Source organism: Polymorphospora sp. A560, from assembly GCF_045781765.1.
Classification (GTDB): domain Bacteria; phylum Actinomycetota; class Actinomycetes; order Mycobacteriales; family Micromonosporaceae; genus Polymorphospora; species Polymorphospora lycopeni.
On the sequence record NZ_CP122282.1, the window covers coordinates 2,682,015 to 2,705,482 of the forward strand.

At 69.2% G+C, this 23,468-nt stretch carries 20 protein-coding genes and 1 pseudogene; 11 read left to right on the forward strand and 10 right to left on the reverse strand.

What is annotated here, in order from left to right:
* Nucleotides 1–60: 60 nt before the first annotated feature.
* The gene (locus tag QCD66_RS12225) at nt 61–1,281 is read right to left on the reverse strand and encodes a hypothetical protein (RefSeq protein ID WP_375736908.1); all 1,221 of its coding nucleotides are present in this window, start codon (nt 1,279–1,281) and stop codon (nt 61–63) included.
* A 151-nt stretch (nt 1,282–1,432) separates the two neighbouring features.
* Here QCD66_RS12225 and QCD66_RS12230 point away from each other — a divergent pair, with 151 nt between their 5' ends.
* From QCD66_RS12230 to QCD66_RS12245, 4 genes are all read left to right on the forward strand, one after another.
* The gene (locus tag QCD66_RS12230) at nt 1,433–2,446 is read left to right on the forward strand and encodes an ABC transporter substrate-binding protein (protein ID WP_375736909.1); all 1,014 of its coding nucleotides are present in this window, start codon (nt 1,433–1,435) and stop codon (nt 2,444–2,446) included.
* Between the two features lie 37 nt (nt 2,447–2,483).
* A complete protein-coding gene (locus tag QCD66_RS12235) occupies nt 2,484–3,059 on the forward strand; it encodes a hypothetical protein (RefSeq protein ID WP_375736910.1) in 576 nt (191 codons plus the stop codon).
* A 125-nt stretch (nt 3,060–3,184) separates the two neighbouring features.
* Nucleotides 3,185–4,120, forward strand: coding sequence for a FecCD family ABC transporter permease (locus tag QCD66_RS12240; RefSeq protein ID WP_375736915.1), 936 nt, complete (start codon nt 3,185–3,187; stop codon nt 4,118–4,120).
* 126 nt (nt 4,121–4,246) lie between these two features.
* Complete coding sequence (locus QCD66_RS12245) at nt 4,247–5,275, forward strand: FecCD family ABC transporter permease (RefSeq protein ID WP_375736916.1); 1,029 nt, start codon at nt 4,247–4,249, stop codon at nt 5,273–5,275.
* Nucleotides 5,276–5,290: 15 nt separating this feature from the next.
* Here the strand turns inward: QCD66_RS12245 and QCD66_RS12250 are convergent.
* Nucleotides 5,291–5,448, reverse strand: a pseudogene (locus tag QCD66_RS12250) (IS5/IS1182 family transposase); the annotation flags it as partial.
* Nucleotides 5,449–5,485: 37 nt separating this feature from the next.
* A complete protein-coding gene (locus QCD66_RS12255; RefSeq protein WP_375736911.1) occupies nt 5,486–5,641 on the reverse strand; it encodes a hypothetical protein in 156 nt (51 codons plus the stop codon).
* 99 nt (nt 5,642–5,740) lie between these two features.
* Between QCD66_RS12255 and QCD66_RS12260 the strand changes: the two genes are divergently transcribed.
* Entirely contained in the window at nt 5,741–6,511 is a 771-nt protein-coding gene (locus tag QCD66_RS12260) for an ABC transporter ATP-binding protein (protein WP_375736917.1), read from the forward strand.
* A gap of 140 nt (nt 6,512–6,651) precedes the next feature.
* Here QCD66_RS12260 and QCD66_RS12265 read toward each other — a convergent pair whose 3' ends face one another.
* The 3 genes from QCD66_RS12265 to ltrA form a co-directional block, all read right to left on the reverse strand.
* Complete coding sequence (locus tag QCD66_RS12265) at nt 6,652–6,813, reverse strand: transposase (protein ID WP_375736912.1); 162 nt, start codon at nt 6,811–6,813, stop codon at nt 6,652–6,654.
* 297 nt (nt 6,814–7,110) lie between these two features.
* Nucleotides 7,111–8,217 carry a reverse transcriptase domain-containing protein gene (locus QCD66_RS12270; protein ID WP_375736913.1) on the reverse strand — a complete coding sequence of 369 codons (1,107 nt, stop codon included), beginning with the start codon at nt 8,215–8,217 and terminating at the stop codon, nt 7,111–7,113.
* Nucleotides 8,218–8,235: 18 nt separating this feature from the next.
* Nucleotides 8,236–9,669 (reverse strand): group II intron reverse transcriptase/maturase, encoded by a 1,434-nt coding sequence (gene ltrA, locus QCD66_RS12275; protein WP_375736914.1) that lies wholly within the window; start codon nt 9,667–9,669, stop codon nt 8,236–8,238.
* A gap of 517 nt (nt 9,670–10,186) precedes the next feature.
* Here ltrA and QCD66_RS12280 point away from each other — a divergent pair.
* Nucleotides 10,187–11,311: an IS630 family transposase gene (locus tag QCD66_RS12280; protein ID WP_407567120.1), complete on the forward strand. Its 1,125-nt coding sequence runs from the start codon at nt 10,187–10,189 to the stop codon at nt 11,309–11,311.
* A 172-nt stretch (nt 11,312–11,483) separates the two neighbouring features.
* Here QCD66_RS12280 and QCD66_RS12285 read toward each other — a convergent pair whose 3' ends face one another.
* The gene (locus tag QCD66_RS12285) at nt 11,484–11,966 is read right to left on the reverse strand and encodes a hypothetical protein (protein ID WP_375736002.1); all 483 of its coding nucleotides are present in this window, start codon (nt 11,964–11,966) and stop codon (nt 11,484–11,486) included.
* A gap of 917 nt (nt 11,967–12,883) precedes the next feature.
* Here QCD66_RS12285 and QCD66_RS12290 point away from each other — a divergent pair.
* Nucleotides 12,884–13,123, forward strand: coding sequence for a hypothetical protein (locus QCD66_RS12290; RefSeq protein WP_375736001.1), 240 nt, complete (start codon nt 12,884–12,886; stop codon nt 13,121–13,123).
* Between the two features lie 149 nt (nt 13,124–13,272).
* Here QCD66_RS12290 and QCD66_RS12295 read toward each other — a convergent pair whose 3' ends face one another.
* The 3 genes from QCD66_RS12295 to QCD66_RS12305 all read right to left on the reverse strand — a co-directional run bounded on the left by QCD66_RS12295 (nt 13,273) and on the right by QCD66_RS12305 (nt 16,409).
* Nucleotides 13,273–14,781, reverse strand: a complete 1,509-nt coding sequence (locus QCD66_RS12295) for a hypothetical protein (protein WP_375736000.1) — start codon at nt 14,779–14,781, stop codon at nt 13,273–13,275.
* Nucleotides 14,782–14,938: 157 nt separating this feature from the next.
* Nucleotides 14,939–16,075: a hypothetical protein gene (locus QCD66_RS12300; RefSeq protein WP_375735999.1), complete on the reverse strand. Its 1,137-nt coding sequence runs from the start codon at nt 16,073–16,075 to the stop codon at nt 14,939–14,941.
* 25 nt (nt 16,076–16,100) lie between these two features.
* Nucleotides 16,101–16,409: a hypothetical protein gene (locus tag QCD66_RS12305; protein ID WP_375735998.1), complete on the reverse strand. Its 309-nt coding sequence runs from the start codon at nt 16,407–16,409 to the stop codon at nt 16,101–16,103.
* A 255-nt stretch (nt 16,410–16,664) separates the two neighbouring features.
* Between QCD66_RS12305 and QCD66_RS12310 the strand changes: the two genes are divergently transcribed.
* From QCD66_RS12310 to QCD66_RS12325, 4 genes are read left to right on the forward strand one after another with little or no spacing between them, the layout of a single operon-like run.
* Nucleotides 16,665–18,143: a DUF3375 domain-containing protein gene (locus tag QCD66_RS12310; RefSeq protein ID WP_375735997.1), complete on the forward strand. Its 1,479-nt coding sequence runs from the start codon at nt 16,665–16,667 to the stop codon at nt 18,141–18,143.
* Nucleotides 18,144–18,145: 2 nt separating this feature from the next.
* Nucleotides 18,146–18,757: a DUF4194 domain-containing protein gene (locus QCD66_RS12315; RefSeq protein ID WP_375735996.1), complete on the forward strand. Its 612-nt coding sequence runs from the start codon at nt 18,146–18,148 to the stop codon at nt 18,755–18,757.
* Nucleotides 18,754–22,137, forward strand: coding sequence for an ATP-binding protein (locus QCD66_RS12320; protein ID WP_375735995.1), 3,384 nt, complete (start codon nt 18,754–18,756; stop codon nt 22,135–22,137). The genes QCD66_RS12315 and QCD66_RS12320 overlap by 4 nt, the downstream gene beginning before the upstream one ends.
* A 1-nt stretch (nt 22,138) precedes the next feature.
* Nucleotides 22,139–23,347, forward strand: coding sequence for a Wadjet anti-phage system protein JetD domain-containing protein (locus QCD66_RS12325; protein WP_375735994.1), 1,209 nt, complete (start codon nt 22,139–22,141; stop codon nt 23,345–23,347).
* The last annotated feature ends 121 nt before the right edge of the window (nt 23,348–23,468 follow it).

Below are 23,468 nucleotides of genomic sequence, written 5' to 3' on the forward strand. Positions count from 1 at the left end.
GGGGCGGGCGTTCGGGCGCGCGGCCGGGGCGGGACCGTCCGCCCCGGCCGTGGCCGCCCGTCAGATGACGGTCAGCGTGAGTGTCGCGGTGTACGAGCCGGGCACCGTGCTGGTCGGCAGGCGCAGGGTGAGGTCGGCCCCGAGGGTCGCCGTGCCCCGGCCCTGTCCGGCCGTCGCGGTGGCCAGCGGTGCGGCGGTCTTCAGTCCGGTGCCGGGCGCCACGGCCGCGCCGGCCGTGACGGTCTGGCCCTGCGACGTGGTGACCACCTTCGGCGTCCAGCCGAGGAACTTCCCGTCGACGGTGCCCTTGTCGCCGGTGAAGTCACCGATCTGGCCGGAGACGCTCCATCCAGGATCGAGGGCCCGCAGGTCGCTCACCGTGACCGTGGGCAGCACCCCGGTGGCGACGAGCGCGTCGAGTTCGGGCGAGACCTGCGGGGTGGACAGTGCCACCGCGCCGGTGCTCACCCGGATCGCCAGCGCACCGGTGTCGGTCACCGCCGTACTGATGGTGACGGTGGCCGAGGCGGCGCCGGGGTCCGGCCCCGCGGCGACCGTGAACGGCACCGCGACGCTGGTCCCGCCGGGGGCGAGGAAGTTCAGCGTGTGGGCGCCGGCGGTGGTGTCCGCGGGTACGGGCACCGGCTGCGCCGTGAAGGAACCGTCGGCGCCGCTCTCGAAGGTGGTCAGGGTGGCCGCCCGGTCGAGTTTGACCGTGACGGTGACCGAGGCCGGGAAGTGCACCCCGGACGCCGACAGGGCCGCCCCGGCCGCCACGGTCGCGTTCGCCAGCGTCACCGCGGGGGTCCGCGGCTCGGCCACCTCGAAGAACTCGGTGTGCAGGCTGCGTACCTCGTCGCCGGCCTGGCCGGAGCCGGTCAGCATGCGCAGCCAGTGGCGGGCGCCGTTGAGTCCGGCGGGGATGGTGACGGTGCCGGAGATCTCGCCGGTGGTCGCGGTGGCGGTCACCTCGGCGAAGACGTCGCCGCCGTCGGGCAGCCGGACCACACCGTCGTCGATCTTGACGAGGACGACCGAGCCGGAGCCGTCGGCGTTGACGAATCCGGTGCCGGTGAACGAGATCGTGCCGCCGGGGGCGACCGTGGTCGCTCCGATCGCGACCGTCGCGCCCTTGGGGTTGTCCGGCCGCGGGTCGGCGGCGTACGCGGGGTTCGCCGCCGCGAGCACGGTCAGCCCGAGCGCCGCGGCGGACAGCCCGGCGAGTACGCGCGGGCCCGTCCGGGCGCCGGTGACCGCGCGAAGTGTCGATGTCAGTCGCAATGCCCTTCCTTTCGGGGATGGGTGTCATCCAGCGGGCAAGAAAGGTTAGGCTTCCCTTGCTGGCATGATCGGAGGTTAGGCTAACCTAATGCTGCGCGGTGACGACAGGGGTCCCGCCGACCACGACCAGACAGAGCCGGGAGGCCGAACGGTGGAACGCCGCGGGACGCGCCGCACACGCACGGCAGGAGCCGTCACCGGAGCACTGCTGACACTGCTCGCCGCCACGGCCTGCCAGTCGACCGAACCGTCCACCCCGGACGGCTCCCGGACCGTCACCGACGGCAAGGGTGCCCAGGTCACCGTGCCCGCCGAACCCGCCCGGGTCATCGCCCTGAGCGAACCCACCCTCGACGGGGCGCTCGCCCTCGGGTTGACCGTCGTCGGCACCACCAGCGGGCGCGGGCAGGGCGCCGTCTCGGCGTACCTCGCCGACAAGGCCGCCGGTATCCCCGTCGTCGCCTCGGTCGCCGGACCCAACCTCGAACAGATCCTCACCCTGACCCCGGACCTCATCCTCACCGACGGCACGGTCAGCGCGGACGACTCCGTACTCGACAAGCTCGCCGGTATCGCCCCGACCGTCTACATCAGCCCCACCGGCGCCGACTGGCAGACCGCCTTCACCACGCTGGGTGACGTCGTCAACCGCGCCGCCGAGACCGAACAGGTCCTCGCCGGCTACCGCGGCCGGGTCGACGAAATCAAAGCCGGGCTCGGCCCGAACACCGGGGCCACCGTCAGCATCGTCCGCTGGGGACTCGGCCAGCCGTCGGTGCTGCTACGCGAACTCCCGCCCAGCAAAGTCCTCGCCGACCTCGGCCTGCGCCGCCCACCCGCCCAGGACCGCGACGGCCCCGGCCACTCCCAGCCGGTCAGCCGGGAGAACCTCGACCAACTCGACGCCGACTGGATGTTCTTCGGCACCCTTGGCGGCGCCACCAGCCCCGAGGGCGGCAACACCGGATCCGCCGCCGACGTCGGCCGCGCCGCCAGCGCCGCCATGCTCGACAACGCCGTACAGACCCCCGGGTTCACCGCGCTGCGCGCCTACCGCGACCAGCGGATCGTGCCCGTCGACGGATCCGCCTGGACCAGCGCCGGCGGGCCGCTGGCCGCCACCGTCATCCTCACCGACGTCGCCGGGGCGATGACGGCCGGCTGACCCCGCCCGCCCCACCCCTTCCGGAAAGAAAGAGACCATGAGCCGTACCCCGCTCCGCCTCGCCGGCGGCCTGCTCGCCGTGCTGTGCGCCGTACTCGTCGCCCGGCCGGCCGCCGCCGAGCCCCGCCCGTCCAACCCGCAGGGCGCCACCGTCTCGCTGGCCGCCACCACCGTCGCCGCCGGGCAGGCGATCCGCTTCACCGGCACCGGCTTCGTCAACGAGGGCGAACGGGGCCAGATCGTCACCATCAAGCTCGACGACGTCGACATCCTCGGCGACGTCACCGCCAGCGACAGCGGCGCCATCTCCGGGGCGGTGACCATCCCCGCCGGCACCCCGGCCGGCAGCCACTGGCTGCGGTTCCTCGCCGGCTCCGGCGCCGAGAACGACGGCCCGGCCCGCAGCCTCGCCACCGACCAGTTCACCGTCACCGCCGGTGGCGGCACCACCACCAGCCCCACCCCACAGGTGCCCGGCGGCGAACTGCCCAAGACCGGCGTCGACTCCGCCGGCTGGCTCGCCGGCGCCCTGATCCTGCCCGCCGCCGGCCTCGTCCTGCTCGTCGTCGAACGGCGCCGCCGCCAGCGGGCCGCCACCGCGGACCCCCGGTGACCACGGCCCGCCTCGGCGGGCCGACCGCGAAGGCACCCGGCGCCACCGGCCCCGCCCGAACCGCTGGCGCCGGACCGCGCCGGATCACCGGACTGCTGGCCGGTGTCGCCGTCCTCGCGGCCGTCATGCTGGCCAGCGTCGCCATCGGCGCCCGCCCGGTGCCGCCCGCCGCCGTCTGGGACGCGCTCACCGCGTACGACGGCTCGCCCGACGCCGTCGCCGTACGCGACCTGCGGATGCCCCGTACCCTGCTCGGGGTCGCCGTCGGTGTCGCCCTCGGCCTGGCCGGCGCCCTCATGCAGGCGCTGACCCGCAACCCGCTCGCCGACCCCGGCATCCTCGGCGTCAACGCCGGCGCGGCCGCCGCGATCGTCACCGCGCTGAGCCTGCTCGGCCTGTCCCACCCCGGGGTGTACGTCTGGTTCGGACTGCTCGGCGCCGCCGGCGCGTTCGCCCTGGTCTACCTGCTCGGCGCCCGCGGCGGCAGCGCCTCCCCGGCCCGGCTGGCCGTCGCCGGCACCGCCGTGGCCGCCGCCCTGGCCGCCTTCACCTCCGCCGTCGTCCTGTTCGACGCCGGCGCCTTCGACGAGTTCCGCTTCTGGGCCGTCGGCTCGATCGCCGACCGCGACCTGTCGGTGCTGTGGCAGGTCGGCCCCCTGATCGCAGCCGGTGCCCTGCTCGCCGCCACCCTCGGCCGGGGGCTCAACGCCATCGCCCTCGGCGACGACACCGGCCGGGCTCTCGGTGCCCGTCCCGGCACCGTACGCGGCCTCGCCGCGCTGGCCGCGGTGATCCTGGCCGCCGGGGCGACCGCCGCGGCCGGCCCGATCGGCTTCGTCGGTCTGGCCGTACCGCACGCCGCCCGCGCGATCACCGGTCCCGACCAGCGCTGGGTGCTGGCGTACTCGGCGGTCCTCGCCCCAATCCTGCTGCTCGCCGCCGACGTCACCGGCCGGCTGCTCGCCCGACCCGGCGAGTTGGAGGCCGGCGTGGTCACCGCCCTGGTCGGCGCGCCGGTGTTCATCGCCCTGGTCCGTCGGGTGCGGATCGCCCGCCTCTGACGCCGCCCACGACTGGAGCCGATCGTGACCGCCGACCCCACCGCCGTCGCCCCCGCCGGTCCCGCTGGCGGGCCGCCCACCGGTCCGGCCGGCCCCGGTGCCGGCAAGGGGCGCGGTGGCCGCCCGGTGCTGGTACTGCGGCTGGCCGGTATGTCGCTGCGGATCGCGCCGCGCCCGGTCGTCGTCGGCCTGGCCCTGGTCGCGGTCATCCTGGCCGCCGCCGTCGCCAGCCTCACCATCGGCGACTATCCACTGTCGGCGGTCGACGTCGTCCGCACCCTGCTCGGCGCCGGTACGCCAGCGAGCGAGTTCGCGGTGACCACGCTGCGGCTGCCGCGGGTACTGACCGCCCTCGCCGTCGGGGCCGCCTTCGGGATCGCCGGTTCGGTCTTCCAGAGCCTGTCCCGCAACCCGCTGGGCAGCCCAGACATCATCGGCTTCACCACGGGCTCGGCGACTGGCGCGCTGGTCGGCGTGATCCTGCTCGGCGGCGGCACCGCCGTCGTCGCCGGCGGAGCCGTCGTCGGTGGCCTGGTCGTCGCCGTCCTGGTCTACCTGCTCGCCTTCCAGCGCGGCTCGGCCCGCCCGCACCAGCTGGTGCTGGTCGGCATCGGGATGAGCGCGGTCCTTGCCGCCGCCAACGGCTACCTGCTCACCCGGGCCCGGCTGGGCGACGCCATGACCGCCGCGGTCTGGCTCACCGGCAGCCTCAACGGGCGTGGCTGGGAGCACGCCGTACCCGTCGGCTCCGCCCTCGCCGCCCTGCTGCCGCTCACCGTGCTGCTCGCCCGGTCGCTGGACGCCCTCGCCCTCGGCGACGACATCGCCGGCGGGCTCGGCGTGCGGGTCGAACGAGCCCGGCTCGCCCTGCTGTTCGTGGCCGTCGCGCTGACCGCCGTCGGCACCGCCTCGGCCGGGCCGGTGCCGTTCGTGGCCCTGGCGGCCCCGCAGATCGCCCGCCGGCTGACCCGCTCACCGGGGACGAACCTGCTCCCCGCCGCGCTGACCGGAGCGGCCCTGCTCGCCTTGGCCGACCTCGGCGCCCAGCGGCTGTTGGCCCCGCTGCAGTTGCCGGTCGGGGTCCTCACCGGCGCGCTCGGAGGTGTCTACCTGGTGTGGCTGCTCGCCGGCCGGACCCGCTCCGCCCGCGTCTAGGGCGTGTCCTGGCGATCATGGGAGCCAGATGATGGCGGCGATGAGTACGAGGCTGGCCCGGTACAGCTGTGTGCGCTGGCGTAGCGGGTGGCCAGGTCGCGTCACTGTCTGAGTCGGTTGAAGCACCGCTCGACGACGTTGCGCTTCTTGTAGGTCGCCCGGTCGCAGTTCGGCGTACACGGCCCGCGTCAGTGCCGGTCGGGATTCGGGTCACCCTGGTCCGGGTCGCCGCCCCTGCCGCGACCGGCGCCGGTCCCGATCCCGAACGCCAGCCCAGGCCATGCCGATCGCCAGGTTCTCCATGACGATGCCGATCACGACGCCGAACAGCATCCCGCTGGCGCGGGAACCACCCTTGCCGTCCATGAGGGCCTCCGTCCGGCAGGTACTTATGTTAGGCTCACCAAACTTCGATGTGGAGGGTTCGATCCGGTGACAGCATCTCCCCGGCTCTACGGGAAGAACCTGACCCTGGCCTACGACCGGCGCACCGTTGCCGCGCATCTCGACATCGACATCCCCGACGCCTCGTTCACCGTCATCGTCGGCCCTAACGCCTGCGGCAAGTCGACCCTGCTCCGCGCCCTCGCCCGGATGCTGCGCCCCCGCACCGGCGGCGTCCACCTCGACGGCCGGCTCATCACCACGTACCCGTCGAAGGAGGTCGCCCGCCGCCTCGGCCTGCTCCCCCAGAGTTCCGTCGCCCCTGACGGCATCACCGTCGCCGACCTCGTCAACCGCGGTCGGTACCCGCACCAGAACCTGCTGCGCCAGTGGTCCCGCGAAGACGAGCGCGTCGTCGCCGAGTCGATGGCCGCCACCGGCGTCACCGACCTCGCCGACCGCCCCGTTGACGAACTCTCCGGCGGCCAGCGCCAACGGGTCTGGCTCGCCATGGCCCTTGCCCAGGAGACCGAGATTCTGCTCCTCGACGAGCCGACCACGTACCTCGACATCACCCACCAGATCGAGGTACTCGACCTCTGCGCCGAACTCCAGGAGACCGGTCGCACCCTGGTCGCCGTGCTCCACGACCTCAACCACGCCTGCCGGTACGCCACCCACCTCATCGCCATGCGCGACGGACGGGTCGTCGCCCAGGGCGCGCCGACCGACATCGTTGACGCCGGCCTCGTCCGGGCCGTCTTCGACCTGCCCTGCCGGATCATCCCCGACCCGGAGACCGGCAGCCCCCTCGTCGTACCGGCCGCCCGCCAGCGCCTCACCGCCGCCTGACGGCGCCCCGAGCCAGCCCGCGGGCGGCGAACCGACACGGCTTTGAACCAAGATCAAGACCCAAAGTGGCGCTTGAGTGCGAGTGGCATCAATCCGAGGCATCCCTGGAGTGAGTGGGCAGCCCAAGCGCCGAGTCTTCGTCACGTTCTGACATATCCCACCTCGAGGTGGTGTTGTGAACCGCCCGTGGTGTACCCGGCCGCCCGATACCCCTGCCTGCGCAGCTCATGCCACACCTTGCGGGCACCGTAGACACCGAGGTTCCCGGCGTGGACAGCGCGGATGAGCCCGGTCAACTCCACATCCCGGAAACCCGGCGCGTCGAGACAGGTCGTGACCGGGCCGCCCAGTAACCGCTCGGAGCGATCTGCAGCCCGTGCTGACGCAGCACCCGGCAGATCGGCTCGACCCCGAAACGGTCCCGATGCTCGTCGACGAACCTCACGAGCGTGTCGTAGGCCGGTCGGTGAAGTCGGCCCGCAGCGCAGTTCCGGCTCTTGGTCAGTCTGTTTCTGCGGGCCGCTTCCCGAACCCGGCGTGCACCTTTCGATGCACCGGGCTCTCCACAAGCCTCGCTTGGGCGTGGTGGTGTCTCGTCGTCAGGTGGCTGGCCAGGGGGTGGGGATGTTCGCGCCGCGGTAGAGGTACCGGGTGGTACTCAGTTTCTCCGGGTCGAACAGTTCCCGCTGGCCGTGGGGCCACCATCCGCCGTCGCAGTAGCGGCGGCGGAGTTCCTTCCAGGTGGTCCGGCGGTGTTTTCGCCGGAGCCATCGCCAGACCGTCTGCCACAGGTAGTGGCTGAGGTATGCGAAGGTCGCCGACGACACGCCGGGCCGGAAGTAGGCGCACCAGCCGCGTACCGCCTGGTTGAGCCTGCGGATCAGGTCATCCAGCGGCTGGTTCACCTCGACCTGCCGGCACAGGGTCTTCACCTTGGCCATCACCGCCTTCAGCGACTTCTTGGCCGGGTAGGTGTAGATGTAGTGCCGGGTGGTCCCTCTCTTGCGATGACGCTGGATGCGCCAGCCGAGGAAGTCCATCCCCTCGTCGATATGGGTGATCAGGGTCTTGGCCTGCGACAGGCGCAGGCCCATCGTGGCCAGGACCCCGGCGATCTCGTCCCGCAGCGCTTCGGCGTCCGACCGGCCGCCTTTGATCATCAGGCACCAGTCGTCGGCATACCGGACCAGCTTGAAGTTCGGCAGGCCGCGCCGAAGCCGCCGAGCTTTCTCCACCCTGCCGGTGGAAGGGCCACCGGGACGCTGGGCGACATACTCGTCCAGCACTGACAAGGCGATGTTGCTCAGCAACGGGGACAGGATCGACCCTTGCGGAGTGCCGGCGTTGGTCTCCCGCAGTTGGCGGTCCTCGCCGAGGATGCCCGACTTCAGGAACGCCTTCACCAGGCCCAGCAGGCGCTTGTCGGCGATGCGGCCACGCACCCGTCCCATCAGGGCGGTATGGTCGATCTCGTCGAAACAGGCCTTGATGTCGCCTTCCACGACCCACTCGTAGCTACGTGGTCTCGTGGCCAGGTAACGGATCTCGGCCACCGCGTCATGGGCCCGGCGTCCCGGGCGGAACCCGTAGGAACACGGGAGGAATGGAGTCGGACCGGGGCGCGGTGCCACCGTCTCCGGTGGTCCGTTTCCCCGGCCCGCTCCCCGAACCCGGCGTGCCGGTCGTCCCGGCACCGGGCTCTCCACAGACGTGCGGGTGGGCGTCTATACCGTTGCAGTTGCCGCGTCCCACGGCGTGGGAATCTTCGAGCCCCGGTAACGGTAGCGGGTCACCGGTACCGAGTCGGGCCGGAAGAGAATCACGCCCGCTTGGCTGATCTTGTCCTTGCCGAAGTAGCGTCTCCTGAGCCACGTCCAGTTCGCCTTGGGATGCTTCGCGCGGATCCACCGCATGACCCGCCACCAGGAGTACCAGGTGAGGTAGTGCAGGGTCCGCTTCACCGCGGCGTGCCGGAAGTAGTTGGCCACGCCCCGCAGGATCGGGTTGATGGCCTCCAGGATGTCCAGCAGGAGCAGGTTGAGCCGGTTGCGTCGGGTCCACGCCTTGACCTTGCGTTTCGTCGCCTCGAAGTTCGCTGGCGACATGAAGGTGTAGGCGCAGGGAGTCTTGCCCTTCCGAGGCCGCCGCTGGATGCGGAAGCCGAGAAAGTCAAAACCGTTGTCCACATGGGTGATGTGCGTCTTCGCCTCCGACAGCCGCAGCCCCTGGCTGGCCAGGATGGCTGCGGTGTCGGCCTTCAGGGCTTCTGCCTGCGTCTGGGTGCCGTGCACCATGATCACGAAGTCATCCGAGTAGCGGATGAGTCGATAGGTGGCGATACCCTTGGAGCGCAGGTAGGTGCGCTGGTTGCGGTACTTCGACGTGGCCGCCCAAGCCGCTTGGAACGGTTCGTCCAGGGCGGTCAGTGCCAGGTTGGCAAACAGCGGGGAGATGACCCCGCCCTGAGGGGTGCCGGACACCCGTCGTTCGAACTGGCCCAGCTCGGTGAGTACCCCTGCTTTGAGGAACGCCTTGCACAGGTTGATCACTTTGCGATCGGTGACGCGTCGGCGGATGCGTTCGACCACGACCGAATGCCGGATGTTGTCGAAGCAGCCTTCGATGTCGCCCTCGACCACCCACGAGTAGCCGTTGTTGATGTAGTGCACGATCTCGGCTACCGCGTCCTGTGCGCGGCGTCCTGGCCGGTAGGCGTAGCTGGACCGGTACTGGTCGGGCTCGAAGATCGGTTCCAACACAAGCTTGAGCGCCATCTGCACCACCCGGTCGGCAACGGTGGGGATCCCGAGCCGGCGAACCTTGCCGCACTTCTTCGGGATCGCTCGTTCCCGCACGGGTTCGGGCCGATAGGTGCTGTGTTTGAGCCGGTCGCGAAGCTCTCGGAGGAAGGGCTCCTCGCCGACCTGCTGCTCCACATACGAGCAGCTGACACCATCGACCCCGGCGCTGCGGGCTCCACGATTTGTTCGTACTCGCAGCCACGCCACCCGCAGGGTGGCCAGGTCGGCAACGAGGTTGAACAGATCGTGGAACTGCATGTTCGGATCGGTTGTTGCCCACTTGTGCAGCTTGGTCTGGACATGAAGTACCCGTGCGTCCGCTTCGCGGAATGTCGGCCACGGCGCGACGGTATTCACCGTCGACCTCCCCTCGACCAGTCCTTGCTGCAAATCTGCTGCCCTCCTTCGCCATGTGCGCAGCTCTCCTGCGCTCGGACTACTACGAGGGCTCTGCCACGCCTGGGCGCCGTCAGTTGACGGTGCGCCTGCCCGCCACCCGGCTGGATGCCGAGCGGGTAGGGCGACACCCAGACGCTTCCCACGTTCACTGGCCACCGCTTGGCGGGGTCGGGATCGAGCTTTACCCCGGCAGCATCACCACGAGTACGCCGCAGGCCTTCCTCGTGGTCTTCCTGGCCGCACAGACTGGACGACCAGGAAGCGGGCCGGCCACCAACTGAAACCCACCCAGCACTGCATCGACCCATATCCGCCAGGTTCAGGGTCGTTTTCGAATCACGGGGCATCAGACACTCGTTCGCGATCGCTATCCCTTCCCGCCTCGCTAGTGCTGTGACCGGAAACGTTGGCCGGGTTGGGTGACACGCCGGTCATCGTTACCGGTTCGGTGTCGGGCGGGGTTCAGGCTGTCGGGATGGCAGATGCTGTTCGGGCGCGTCGGCTCACCGATGACGAGGGTCGGCGACTACAACAGATCGTGCGGCGTGGGACGGGATCACCGGTCCGGCTGCGACGGGCGATGGTCATCATGGCCTCGGCCAGTGGGAACACCGTCCCGGCGATCGCTCGTTTGGTCCAGGGCGACGAGGATGCGATCCGTGAGGTCATCCACCGGTTCAACAAGATCGGTCTGGCCTGCCTGGACCCTCGGTGGGCGGGTGGCCGTCCCCGCCGGATCAGTGAAGACGACGAAGCGTTCATCGTCGCGACGGCCCGTACCAGACCCCAGGCGCTCGGTCAGCCGTTCACCCGGTGGAGCCTGCGCAAACTCGCCGACTACCTGGCCCACAACCGCGGTCCGCGCCGCGTGGTGGTCGGCCGGGAACGGCTGCGGGAGTTCCTGCACCGGCACGACATCACGCTCCAGCGAACCAAGACCTGGAAGGAGACCAACGACCCGAACGCCGAGGCGAAGCTCGCTCGGATCGAGGCGGTGACCACCGCGTTCCCGGACCGGGTCTTCGCCTTCGACGAATTCGGCCCGTTGAGCATCAGGCCGCACGCCGGCGCGTCGTGGACGCCGGCCGGGCATCCGGACCGGTTGCCCGGCAACTACCACAAGCTGCACGGCGTGCGGCAGTTCCACGCCTGCTACAGCGTCGGCGACGACACCATGTGGGGCGTCGTGCGGCGCCGCAAGTCCGCGGCGAACACCCTGGCCGCGCTCAGGTCGATCCGCAAGGCGCGGCCGGACGGCGCCCCGATCTACGTGATCCTGGACAACCTGTCCGCGCACAAAGGCAAGAAGATCCGGGCCTGGGCCGCACGCAACAAGGTCGAGCTGTGCTTCACCCCGACCTATTCGTCCTGGGCCAACCCGATCGAGGCGCACTTCGGACCGCTACGGATGTTCGTCCTCGCCGGATCGAACCATCCCAACCACCCGGTCGCGACCCAAGCCCTGCACAACTACCTACGCTGGCGTAACGCCAACGCCCGCCACCCGGACATCCTGGCCGCCCAACGCCGCGAACGCGCCCGCATCCGCTCCGAACGCCAACGACGCTGGGGTCAGACCACCGACCGGGCAGCGGCCTGACCAACCCGGCCAACGTTTCCGGTCACAGCACTAGCGCGGCTGACGCGTCTGGCAGTACCACGCCTCCGCTACGTTGTCAGGGCTGCTCCCGCCCTCCTCGGCACCTCCCGGATCAGGCTGCCCCCAACTTCTGGACCCCTGCTGCGACAGGAGCCCGGTGAGGTCTTGCACCTCACACGGTGAAACCAGCGCCTTGTGGCGCACAGTCGGCCTCGAAGATCGGTTCCAGCACGAGCTTCAACGCCGCCTGAACGACCCGGTCCGCCACCGTGGGTATCCCCAGTTTGCGGACCTTACCCGACCCGCCCGGCTTCGGGATCTTGCGTTCCCGCACCGGCAGCGGCCGGAACGTGCCCGTCTTCAATTGGGCACGCAAGTCGTCCAGGAACCCAGGAACGCCGATGTGCTGCTCGACGTCAGCGACGGTCACACCGTCCACGCCGGCAGTCCGGGCTCCGAGGTTGCCCGCGACCCGGCCGTACGCCATCACCAGCGTCGCCGGGTCGTGCACGAGATTGAACAGGTCATCGAACCGGCGGCCGGGATCGGCCGCCGCCCAACGGTGAAGCTTGGCCTGCATCTCCACTACCCGCCGATACGGCCCGACGGCCGGATCGGTCGGAGCAGCACCATTCAGCGGCGCGTCTTGCGGCATTACAGTATCCTCCCTTTCGCGAAACCGCTGCCGCCCTTCGCCATGTGGCCGGCTTTCCCGACCTCGGACTACTACGGAGGCTCCGCCCCACCCGGCCCCCTCAGCGGTCGGCGCGCCTATCCCGACGCGCGTGCTGGCCGCACCCGCGCCGGGAACCGCGACCAGGTGGTTCCCGTGTTCACTGTGGTTCGCTCGTCGAAGGAGGAGCCCGACTGTGTCCCAGCGGCATCGCCATGAGTACGCCGCAGACCTTCCTCATGGCCTCCCAAGCCAGCTCTTGCATACCGACCTGGAAGATCCCCACCGCTTCGATACACGGCGGGGAAGCACCGCGCCCGACCCACATCCGCCAGGTTCGAGTCGGTGTCTCTGATGAAGGACGTAAAGACGCCGGTTCCTCGCGTACTCCTCTTCGTCTCGCTTGCCGGACCCGCCCCATCTGGCAGTACTGGAACGTCCCGGCGTTGTCAGGGCTGCTCCCACCTTCCCCAGCGCCACCCGGATCAGGCTGCCCCCAGCTACATCAACCTGCTGCGACAGGCCAAAGGCGCAGGTCTCCCACCTCCGCTCGAACCACAGCGCCTCACGGAGCAAACCGAATGTGAGACAGGGCCGTTCGCGAGACAGGCCCGGCAGGCCGGCGAACCGCAGGTCCGCAGGTCGGTGGCGGTGGCCTGCTCCTGCCCGGTCCGGTTGAGCGGCACGTCCGGGTGCCGGTGAGTGAGGTCGATCAGTTCGGCGCCGACTGCCGCGCCGGCCGCAACGTTCGCTGTGCTCTCGCCGTATCGCACGATCTGCAACGCCGCCAGTTCCGCCGTGCGTGCCCCCTACCCGCCAGCGGGCGGTAGGTAGCCGGCGTGAAGGCCGTGGCGAGGGGTAAGCGCTGGTTCCACGCATCAGCGACAGGGAGGTGTGTCGTGGCCACGATCGTTCGGGAAGCGGCGAGCCCGGTGAAGGATAAGAACTACGACCTGGTCCACGCGCTGCAGATGTCACTGCAGCACATCTGGCAGTTGGAGACGTACATCGCCGACGCCGACGCCGACGGCGACACGGAACTCGCCGAATGGTTCCGGCGGATCCAGGACAACAACCGCAAGGCGGGCGAGCAGGGCAAGAAAATGCTAATGCAGCGCCTCCAGCAGGAGAAGGGCTGAGGTCGGGTGGCGCAGGCCGGACGGCACCACCGGTCGTCGTCCGGCCCACGCCGCGCCGAATCGTCGGCGCGCGCGGACTACGGAGACCGAGGAGATCAAGGTCGGGGAGCGGGTGGAGCGCTGGTGGTGGTGGTGATGGGCGACGTTGATCAGGTGGGCATCGGACAGATCGTGCCCGCTGACCGGGATCTTCTTCCACGGGTAGTAGGCATCACACCGGCGAGGTAGCGAATCATTTGCCGGGCCTCGGCGTAGCGCTCCATCGCCGCCATCATGTTGATGAATTCGATGGACACCACGCTGGCCGCCACCACGTTGTCGTGCTCAAGCAGTTCATCGATGTAGCCGCAGAGGATCTCGACGGCCTCCGCACGGTCCCCGCGCGGCGGAAGGCTGATCGAGCCGCCACCGGACCATTGGCCGAGAGCGGCCTCGTAGAAGTACTGTTCTACGTCCGCTGTGCGCTGCTGGAGCGACGCCGAGTAGCCGAGCGTCTGCAGGGCCTGGTGCAGTAGGTTCGGCGGGCTCTGCCGGCGGTACTGCTCGGCGAGCGCCGACACCAGGGTGTCTACTTCGGAGAATCGGCCGGCGCTCAGCAGGAGACCGGCCGCCATCAGCTGGACGAACCGGGCCGTCGCGTCATCCCCGCACGCCTCGAGGGCAGAGGCGACGTCGGGGAGGCACCGATGGAGCGCCGCGCCGTCCCCGCTCACGTAGGCCCGCGCGTTACCGGGCCAACGGATGGTCGGGCTCGCCGCAACGGTCGAGGAGCCGACCGTACGCCTGCTGGTTGCCGGCCTGCGTGCAGCGCTTGGCGGCCCAGGAAAGGCAGCGCGCGTGGCCGCGGACGACACGGGCGTGATGTCGAGGATCCGCTCGGCGAAGTCACCGACCCCGTGGCGGGCCCGTAGGGCGAGCTCCGTAGCCACCGGCCGGAGCAGGGCGGTGGCCCGATCTGGGTCGCGCCTCGCACACGCCCACGCCAGCGTGGCACGCAGGTCCGGCCACAGCTCGGCCAGGGGTTCAGTACCTTCAATCTCCGTCCACCCGCGCAGTTGATCACCGATCTGCGCCACGCGCTCGCCGCACCACCGCGCGTGGCGTTTGGCGAGCCCGTCCTCCTCGGGTGCGAGCGTGGCGGCGAACTGGCGAATGGTCTCGAGCAGGCGGAAGCGACGGCCGGACTGGCCCCTTTCGACCGCCACCATCGACCGCTCCACCAGTCCGGCGAGGAGGTTGTCGACCTGCCGGTCGTCGGACGGAGCATCCCCGCCGACCGCCTCCGCTGCCGCTAGGTCGAACGCGCCGACAAAGATCGGCAGGCGTCGTAGCAGATTCTGCTCGCCGGCATCAAGCAGGTCGTACGACCACCGGATTGTCGTCTCCAGCGTGCGGTGCCGGGCGGCTGCGGTGCGCTGGCCGCCCGTCAACAGCGGCAGGCTGTCGTCAAGTCGCGCCCGCAGGTCGGCCGGCGTGAACGCTCTCGTCCGGCCGGCGGCGAGCTCGATCGCGAGCGGGATCCCGTCAAGGCGCTGGCAGATATCCACCACGTCGCTGTGATGAGCGTCCAGGTCGACGGTCGCGTCGACCGCGAGCGCCCGGGTCCGGAACAGCTCGGCACCCGCGCTGGTCGGTTCCAGTGGCTCAACCGCGACCACCTTTCTCGCCGGCGATAGCGAGGCGCTCTCGCAAGGTCGCCAGCACACGCACCTCGGGATGGCCCGCCACCGAACCCAGGAAAATCACCTTCCGAGCAGCCAAAAAACCTCAGTCACGAAGCTCACCACTGAGGAACGAACCCCACCATGCTCACAGTCAGCCGAGCCCGGCCCGGTTGAGGCGGTCCAGCAGGCTCGGCTTGCGGGCATGCCGTTCACGCAGCTGCCGCATCCGACGGCGGAACGTTACGGTGTCGCTGCCCCGTTCGGCCAACGCCTTCAGGTCGGCCATGAGTGCGACGGCGGCGTCGTACTCTTTCGGTTTCTTCGTTTCGATCATCGCGGCCACCTGCTGCCACACCTGCTCCTGCCGTCCAGCGAGCGCGTTCAGGTGTTGCTCGCGTGCGGCGGCGGCTGCCTGCTCCCGGTGTTTCCGCTCGGCCGCGTCGCGCTGGCGGGCGAGCTGCTGCCGGTGTGCCCAGCGCTTCTCGGCGGAGGTCAGCAACTCTCCTGCGGTACGGCCACCGCCGGTGAGGTCCTCTGGGGTCGTACCGTTGAAGCGACGCAGCAACTCCGACCGCAGGTGAGTGTGGTCGCCGCTCAGCAGACGCAGGACGATCTTGTCCTTCTCGGACTCGGGCAGCGTCTTCACCCACCGGGACAGCGCCGATGTCGACGGCGCTTTCTCATGCAGGGGCGGACTCGTTTCGGCTGCCACGGCGAGCAGGTCCGGGTCCAGCCGCAGGAACTCGACCAGGGCGTGCAGTGGCCCGGACAGGTTTCCCAGGCCCGGCGGAACGGGCGGCTCCGGTTCGTCGTCATCCAACTCGCGGCCCTGCACGCACAGCAGCCAGGCCAGGTACAGCAGCCGCCGATCGCCGGCGGCCAGCTCTGTGCGAGCGGGAAGGATCGCGGCGAGGTGGCCACCGCCGTCGTAGACCTCGTCGCTGTCCTCGTCCTCACTGAGCAGGTCGAGGATCACGTGGGTCCGGGTCGACCACGAACGGGCCGATCCCCCGACGCAGTACTTCGCGACGATGTCCGGAGACAACACGTTGACCGGCAACCGCAACGCGATCCGCTGCGTTCCCCAGTTCGTCAGGTACAGGAACGCGTCGAAGTATCGCTCCATCCAGGTCTGTGGGTCGCCCTTCAGGTTTCCCCACTGATAGTCGTTGACGAAGCTCGATGACGTGATCCGCGCCCGGGTCGACAATGCCCGCAGCTCCTGCTGCTGTGTCAGTGTCAACGGTTGATCGATCGATACGAACTCGTAGTATTGGTATTCGCTCACTGCCGACAGCCTCCGTCACACGTGATCATCCAACCGTCCAGTGCCGGTAGGCCTCGATCCACCGAACGCCCCCGGCGGCGGCTCGGGCAAGGGAAGGTCCAAGATCCCGATCGCCTGCCGGACGCGGCCTCGTCGGCAAAGCCACGATTCCGCCGTGGCGTAGGTCGACCCGTCGCACCGTCACCTCCACGCCGAGAACCTGCGTCGTGAACGGCGCCGCCAGGTTGTCCTCGATCATCGTGTACGGGCTGGTCAGCTGCTCATCGTCGTCGTAAGCATCGACAGTCGCATCGCCGACCAAAGCATCCAGTTCGGCCCGGCTCAGTGAACCCATCGCGGAAGCCTACGGTAGCTCCCGCATCTATCTGAAGGCACGGGGCAGCTTGCGGGAACTGGAGGACGACACGCCACAGATCGGGCGTAGGCAGCGCCGGTCGCGTCCCGGGCGGCGCAGGCCGCCTGGAAAACCGTCCGGGGCCAGCCTGCTGGCAGGCTGTGGGCCGTTCGGTGGTGTCGGCCAATTGGCTCTGGAGTCGTCGGTGGATAGCGGTTGGTAACTGAGGTCCGTAGCATCTTTGCGGTTACGGGCATGGACGGGGGCAGCGGCATGGATTTCGACAGCATCGAGTGGTTGCGTCGGAACAGTCCAGCCTGGCGCCTGCTCCGGGCCGACCACGCGGCCTTGGTGCTGTCCTTCCTGGGGCGGGTCTTCGTCGAAGAGAACATCCGCTCGATGTCCGCGATCGAGTTGACCGTGCGGTTGGAGGACGAACTCTTCACGCTCAACGAGCGGTTCGGGGAAGGTACATATCCGCGTACGGCCAAGGCGTACCTGGACGAGTGGGCGCAGCCCGACGTCGGCTGGCTGCGCAAGTACTATCCGCCTGGCGCGGACCAGGTGCACTTCGACGCCACGCCAGCGGTGGAGCGGGCGCTGGCCTGGGTGCAGTCGCTGCGCGCCCGCTCCTTCGTCGGGACCGAGTCGCGGCTGAACATCGTGCTGGAACTGCTGCGGCAGATGGCGTTCGGCGCCGAGACCGATCCGGAGGTCCGGCTGGCGGAGCTGCGTCAGCGACGCGCGGAACTCGACGTTGAGATCGACCGGGTTTCGGCTGGTGAGGTCGACCTGCTCGATCCGGCCGCGCAACGTGACCGGTACCAACAGTTCGTCGCGACCGCCCGTGGGCTGCTGAGCGACTTTCGGGAGGTGGAAGCGAACTTCCGAACTCTCGACCGGGAGCTGCGGGAGCGGATCGCCTCCTGGAACGGGTCGAAGGGGGAGTTGCTGGACGAGGTCGTAGGGAACCGGAACGACATCGCGGAGTCCGACCAGGGCCGCAGTTTCCATGCCTTCTACGACTTCCTCCTGTCGCCCCGGCGCCAACAGGAGTTCAGTGACCTGCTCGCCCGGGTGCAGTCGCTGGAGGCGATCGGCGAGCCGGACCTGCGGATGCGGGGCATCCACTACGACTGGCTGGACGCGGCGGAACGCACCCAGGCAACCGTGCGGTTGCTCTCGGAGCAACTGCGACGGTTCCTCGACGACCAGGTCTGGCTGGAGAACCGACGAGTGGTGGACATTCTGCGCAGCGTGGAGACGCACGCCCTTGCTGTTCGTGACCAGCCGACGGGTGAACTGGGCCACGAGATCGACGGCATTGCTCCCCACATCGTTCTACCGATGGAGCGACCGCTGTATCAGATTCGGGCCAAGCAGGCGCTGGACAGCGATGTCGACCTCGACGCCGACACACCGGAGGTGGACGTCTCAGCCTTGTTCGAGCAGGTACACGTCGATCCGGCTCGGCTGCGCGAGGCGGTACGGGCAGCACTCACCGACGGCACCCAGGTCTCGTTGCCGGAGCTGGTGGCCGCCCGTCCCCTGGAACACGGATTGGCGGAACTCGTCGCCTACCTGTCGCTCGACAAGGACCCCACCTTCGAGCTGATCTTCGATGAGTGGCGTCCGGACCACGTACGCTGGCGTGGTGTCGATGGCCGACTGCGGGAGGCGGTCGTGCCCGCCGTTGCCTTCGTCCGCAGGTCGTCCCTTGCGGGAGGTGCGTGACCGTGTCCCGAGCGATCCGGCCGGCAGAACCCAACCTCTCGGTTGCCGTTACCCACCTGATGAAGGGCGTCGTCTATCGGGACGCGCATGCGGTGCCGTGGCTTCATCTGACCCAGTTGCAGACACAGGTGCGCGACTACGTCGCGGTACTGGGGCTGACCGTGATGATCGATGAGGCCGAGGGGTACGCCTTCCTGCGCTCCCGACCAGATGACGTCGACCAGGACGGGCCTGCCGTGCCGCGGCTGATCCCGCGTCGGTCGCTGTCGTTCCACGTCAGCCTGCTGCTCGCGCTGCTGCGCAAGAAACTCGCCGAGTTTGATGCGAACAACAGTGACACCCGGCTGGTACTCACCCGCCAGCAGATGATCGACCTGCTCACGACCTTCATGCCGGCCACGATCGGCGAGGCCCGGCTAGTCGACCAGATCGACACTCATCTCAACAAGGTCGTCGAGCTGGGGTTCCTCCGGCGGCTTGACGACGGGGAGGCCAGCTACGAGGTGCGGCGAATCATCAAGGCCTTCGTCGACGCGCAATGGTTGGCCGAATTCGATGCCCGGCTCGCCGAGTACGTCGCCGAACTTTCGGGAACCACGGCGGGGCCGCGGTGACCGACCAGGACCGGATCGGAGTTGCCGCGGCAGCGCACGGATTCCGTTTGCTGCGGCTGGAACTGCGCAACTGGGGGACGTTCGACGGCCGGGTCTGGACCTTCCGGTTGGATGGCTCGACCGCGCTGCTTACCGGCGACATCGGCTCCGGTAAGTCGACCGTGGTCGACGCGATCACCACGCTGCTGCTTCCGGCACACAAGATCTCCTACAACCGAGCCGCCGGTGCCGAGACACGGGAGCGGACGTTGCGCTCGTACGTGCTGGGCTATTACAAGTCGGAGAGGAACGAGGCAACCGGCACGTCCCGGCCGGTCGGGTTGCGCGGAGGCAACAGCTACTCGGTGCTGCTCGGGGTCTTCGGCAACGCGGCCACCGGCGCCACGGTCACGCTTGGACAGGTCTTCTGGACCCGGGACGGCAACTCCGGGCAGCCGGAACGGTTCTTCGTCGCCGCCGGGACGGAGCTGGCGGTTGCCACCGACTTCGTTGGCTTCGGCAGCGAGATCGCCCAACTCAAGAAGCGGTTGAGGCAGTCCGGCGCCAAGATATACGACCATTTCCCAGAGTACGGCAAGGATTTCCGGCGGCGTCTCGGCATCGCCTCCGACCAGGCGATGGATCTGTTTCACCAGACGGTGTCGATGAAGGCGGTCGGTGACCTCAATGACTTCGTCCGCAACCACATGCTGGAGCCGTTCGACGCCGCGGACTGGATCCGTCGGCTTGTCACCCACTTCGACGATCTGACCCGCGCGCATGAGGCCGTCGTGAAGGCCCGCGAGCAGCTCGCCGACCTGAGGCCCTTGCTGGAGGCGTGCGACGCGTACGACGGCCACACGGCCCAGATCGTGTCGCTGGACGCGCAGCGCTCGGCGCTGCCGTTCTTCTGCGCGCGGGGCAAGGCGGAGCTGTTTCGGACCGAGGTCACCGCCAACCAGGCGACGCTGGCGGGGGAGCAGGCCGGACTCGTCGCAGTGAAGGGCCGGATCACCGAGCTGGCCGCCCGGCGCGACCGGCTGACGTTGGAGCGTGCCGGGCATGGCGGCGACCGTGTCGCTGAGCTGGAGCGACAGATCAGCGACACGGAGACAGCCCGGGACGAGCGGCGGCGGCGTTTCGAACGGTACGCCAGTTTGCTCGCCGAAGCCGGGCTGGCGCCGGTCGAGGCGCTGCCGCAGTTCGCCGACCGCCGACAGGAGGTCGCCGACGAGCTGGCCCGATGCGACCAGGACCGCGCCGACCGGCAGAACGAGCTGACCGAGGCCGCGGTCACGGTGAAGGAAATCGCGGGCCAGGAACAGGAGGTCAACGCCGAGCTGCACAGCCTGCGGGGACGGCGTAGCAACATTCCGCGTCGCAGCCTCGAACTACGGGCTCGGATCTGTGGCGAGCTGAACCTGCCCGAATCCAGCCTGCCGTTCGCAGGCGAACTGATCCAGATGCGACCGGAGGCGCCCGAGTGGGAGGGAGCCGCCGAACGAGTCCTGCGTGGTTTCGCCCTGTCCCTGCTGGTGCCGGACGCGCACTACCCGGCCGTAGCGGACTGGGTGGACAAGCGGCACCTGGGCGGCAGGCTGGTCTACTACCGGGTGCCCGCGACGCTGTCCCGCCAACCAGATCCCGGGTACGACGAGCGGCGGACGCTCTTCGCCAAGCTGGAGCTGCATCCGGAGTCGCCCCTGCGGCCCTGGCTGGAGCGGGAACTACGCCGGCGTGCCGGTTACGAGTGCGTCGCCTCGACCGCCGAGTTCCGTCGGGCTGAGCGGGCACTGACCCGGGCGGGCCAGATCAAGGACATCGGTGGCCGGCATGAGAAGGACGACCGGTCCCGGATCGACGACCGCAGCGGCTATGTGCTCGGCTGGAGCGTCGAGCAGAAGATCTACGCTCTGCTGGCGAAGGCACAGCTCCTGGCCGGGCGGCGTACCCGGGCCACCGCTGATCGGGACGCACTGGTCGGGCGGCTGGACCGGCTTACCGTGCGGCATGGCACGCTGAGCAAGCTGGTCGAGTTTACTGACTTCACGGAGCTGGACTGGGGCTCGGCCGTACAACGTATCGAGCGGTTGCGCCAGGAGAAGCGGCGGTTGGAGGCGGCCTCGGGGGAACTCGCCCGGCTCAACGCCGAGCTGGACCGGGTCACCGAGGAACTCGCCGAACTCGGTGAGCAGCGGGATGCCTCGCAGGGCCGAATCGGCCAGGTGCGGGAGCAGCTCGCCCGGGCCGAGCAGGGGCTGAGGGACGCTGAGCGGCTACTGAACGAGCCGGGATGCGGTACGGCGCTGGAATGTTTCGAGACGCTGGACAAGCGGGCCGGTGTGACGATGCCCGAAGCGCCGGCCAGCTACGACCGGCTCCGGGACGAAATCGAGGCCGAACTCCGGTCGGAGCGGGACGAGGCTGCCCGCCGACAGGCTGCGGCGAGCAACCGGGCGGTCAGCAGGATGGCGGACTTCCGGCGCCGGTACCCGTTGGAGGCCGCCGAGCTGGACAACACTGTCCAGTCCGCCGGAGAGTACCGGGCGATGCGGGACCGACTGGTCCGCGACGACCTTCCCCGGTTCGAGGCGGAGTTCAAGACATACCTGAACACGAACACGATCCGGGACATCGCGAGCTTCCACTCCCAACTGAACAAGCAGGCGGAGCTGATCCGGGAGCGGATCGCGACGATCAACCAGTCGCTGGTCGGTATTGACTACAACCAGGGCCGTTATATCCGGCTGGACGGCAGCCCGTCACCGAACGTGGAGATTCGCGACTTCGTCGGCGACCTTCGGGCCTGTACCGACAACTCGCTCGGCGACGACTCGGACCAGTACTCGGAGCAGAAGTTCCTCCAGGTCAAGCGGATCATCGAGCGGTTTCAGGGTCGGGAGGGCTTCACCGATGTCGACCGAATCTGGGCGCGGCGGGTCACCGACGTACGCAACTGGTTCGTCTTCTCCGCCTCCGAACGGTGGCGGGAGGACGACGCCGAGTACGAGACATACACCGACTCGGGCGGCAAGTCCGGCGGGCAGAAGGAGAAACTGGCCTACACCATCCTGGCCGCGTCGCTCGCGTACCAGTTCAAGCTCGACTCGGCAGCCAACGGTGGGAATACGTTCCGGTTCGTGGTGATCGATGAGGCGTTCGGGCGCGGCTCCGAGACGTCGACTCGGTTCGCGCTCGCACTGTTCCAGCGGATCGGCCTGCAACTGCTGATCGTGACACCCCTGCAGAAGATCCACGTCATCGAGCCGTACGTGGCGGCGGTGGGTTTTGTGGACAACCCGAACGGTAACTACTCGCGCCTGCAGAGCCTGACCATCGAGGAGTACCACGAGCGGCGACAGACACACGAGTTGGGCGTCTCGCCCGCGTCCGGGGCCTGACGTGGGCGCTGGCGCCTCGCAGGTCCCGTACTGGACCGGACCCGACGATCTGGTTGCGCGGCTGCGTCGTCGGTGGGAGGCGGGGGAGTTCCTCACCGCGCTGGGCCGGGGTGCGCCATGGGAACCGGTCGCCGTACCGCTGCGCGCGCCGACCGCGGCCGAACTGGCCGACCACTTCGGCGCAGCTCAAGACTGGATCGGCCGATGGCGGAACGTCGACGCCGATCTCGTACGGCTTGAGCAGCGTACCGTCGGCGGCCGGCTGATCGGCGCCAACCGGGTGCCCGCCCGAGCGGTGATCGACACTCCCCGGCAACTCTGGGCACTGTTGCGGGTCGGTGCGTACGTGGCGACGTACGAACGGCTGCTGGAGGACACCCAGGCGAGTGCACCGGCGTTACTGGACTGGATGGTGGCCCATCCGATACAGGTGCTCCGGCACGCGGATCGGTGGAGCAGGCTGGTCGACACCGTACTGTGGATCGACCGCAACGGGCGGCCGGAGACGTACCTGCGGCACGTCGATGTGCCGGGCGTCGACACCAAGTTCATTGAGCAGTACCGAGCGGTGCTGGCCGGGCTGCTCGACCACCAGCTCGAGCCGGGCCGGATCGACCAGGCCCACCCGCCGAGCCGGTTCACGCGCCGGTACGGCTTCCGCACGAAGCCGGTGTACGTCCGGCTTCGGTCGCTGGGACGGAAACCCCCGACGCTCGGGCCGTACCAGGAGGTGACGGTACGGGTTGAGGAGCTGGCGGCGACTCCGGTCGAGGTGTCTCGGGTCATCGTGGTGGAGAACGAGATCACCTACCTGGCACTACCGCCGGTGGACGATGCCGTCGCGGTCCTCGGCGGCGGATACGCGCTGTCCGGGCTGGCGCTGCTGAACTGGCTACATTCCCGCGAACTGGTCTATTGGGGCGACGTGGACACGCACGGCTTTGCCATCCTGGATCGTCTACGCCAGATCTTTCCGCACACCCGGTCGATCCTGATGGACAGGGACACACTGCTTACCCACCGCGCCCACTGGGGCCGGGAACCGAGCCCTATCCGAACCGGGTTGCCCCATCTGCACCCGGCGGAGGCCGACCTCTACGCCGACCTGCTCGCCGACCGGTACGCCCCGGCGCTGAGACTGGAACAGGAACGAATCCGGTTCGGCATCGTCGAGCGGGCACTCCGTCAACCAGACACATCCGGCGGGTGACCCTCGCATCACGGGAGATGTCGATAGAGGAATCGGTGGCCGCCGCAGTAGATGATCATGGTGCCTGCGTGGCGACCGCGGGCGCTGGGTGGCGGAGCAAGCGTCGAGGCGCTGAACGTCG